The 1,219-nt window shown below is 60.2% G+C and carries 1 protein-coding gene; it reads left to right on the forward strand.

Annotation, left to right across the window (positions count from 1 at the left end; translation table 11 throughout):
- Window positions 1–34 precede the first annotated feature (34 nt).
- On the forward strand, window positions 35–1,204 hold the full coding sequence (locus IWX65_RS17605) for an IS30 family transposase (protein ID WP_334683989.1): 1,170 nt from the start codon (window positions 35–37) through the stop codon (window positions 1,202–1,204).
- The last annotated feature ends 15 nt before the right edge of the window (window positions 1,205–1,219 follow it).

The following is a 1,219-nucleotide window of genomic DNA, read 5'->3' on the forward strand; positions in this document are numbered from 1 at the left end:
CTTGGGTTCTTGCGGTGATTGCAACACTTAGCGAATGGGTGTTGATATGGCGGGCTACTCCATCTTCATAAGATCGGATCTGCTGCAGGTGTTCTGGGCGGGGATGCAGGCTGGTGAGTTCATCACTGGCGCTGTCGCCCCAATCGGGACGAGCAGGCGAACCGGACGTCGGGTGCTCCTCGAGGCCGGTGGTGTCCGGCCCCGCCGGGGCAGAGCTTTGAAGGGCCGGTGCTTGTCCTTCGCCCAGCGGGAGGAGATCGCCGTGCTTCGCGCTCAGGGCCAGTCCTTGCGCCAGATCGCGGCGGTCATAGGGACGTCCCCGTCGACCGTCTCGAGGGAGTTGAAGCGGAACAGCCAGCCCGGTGTTCCTTATCGGGCGACAACCGCGCATGTCATGGCGTACGAGCGGGCGTCTCGTCCGAAGTCGGCGAAGCTTCATATGAACCTGGTGCTGCGTGCAAAGGTGGAAGCTGACCTGAAGAAGAAGTACTCGCCCGAGCAGATCAGTGGGCGGTTACGACGTCAGTTCCCCGATGACTTGGAGATGCGCGTGTCGACGGAGACCATTTACCAGTCCTTGTACGTGCAATCCCGTGGAGCGTTGAAGCGCGATCTGACCGCATGTCTACGCACGGGGAGGGCTGTCCGCCGGCCGTGCCGGAAGGCCGGGCAGCGTAAGAACCGGGTCCCGGACATGATCAACATTTCCGAACGCCCCAAAGAAGTCGAGGACCGCGCCGTACCCGGCGACTGGGAAGGCGACCTCATCATCGGCAAAGGAAACCTTTCCGCAATCGGGACCCTGGTGGAGCGCAGCACCAACTACACGATGCTCATCCACCTCCCCGACGGTTACAAGGCCGAGCAGATGCGGGATGCGTTGACCGCGAAGATCAAGACGTTGCCGGAGGCATTGCGACACTCACTGACCTGGGACCAGGGAGCCGAGATGATGGACTGGAAGACCGTAAAAATGGACGCCGATATCGAGATCTACTTCTGCGACCCGCACTCACCGTGGCAGCGTGGGATCAACGAGAACACGAATGGTCTGTTAAGGCAGTACTTCCCGAAAGGCACCGATCTCAGCGTTCATAGTGAGGCTGACCTCGACTGGGTAGCCGCCGAGCTCAATGACCGACCACGAAAAAGACTAGGGTTTCAAAAACCGATCGAACTGATCGAAAACCTCCTGTTGCAATGACCGCCAGAATCCGCC

Origin of the sequence: Arthrobacter sp. CAN_A214, from assembly GCF_015751955.1 — a bacterium.
Classification (GTDB): Bacteria; Actinomycetota; Actinomycetes; order Actinomycetales; family Micrococcaceae; genus Arthrobacter_D.

Coding starts and splice junctions, on each gene's coding strand:
- IWX65_RS17605 (WP_334683989.1), top strand. CDS start 35: ATGGGTGTTGATATGGCGGGCTACTCCATCTTCATAAGATCGGATCTG.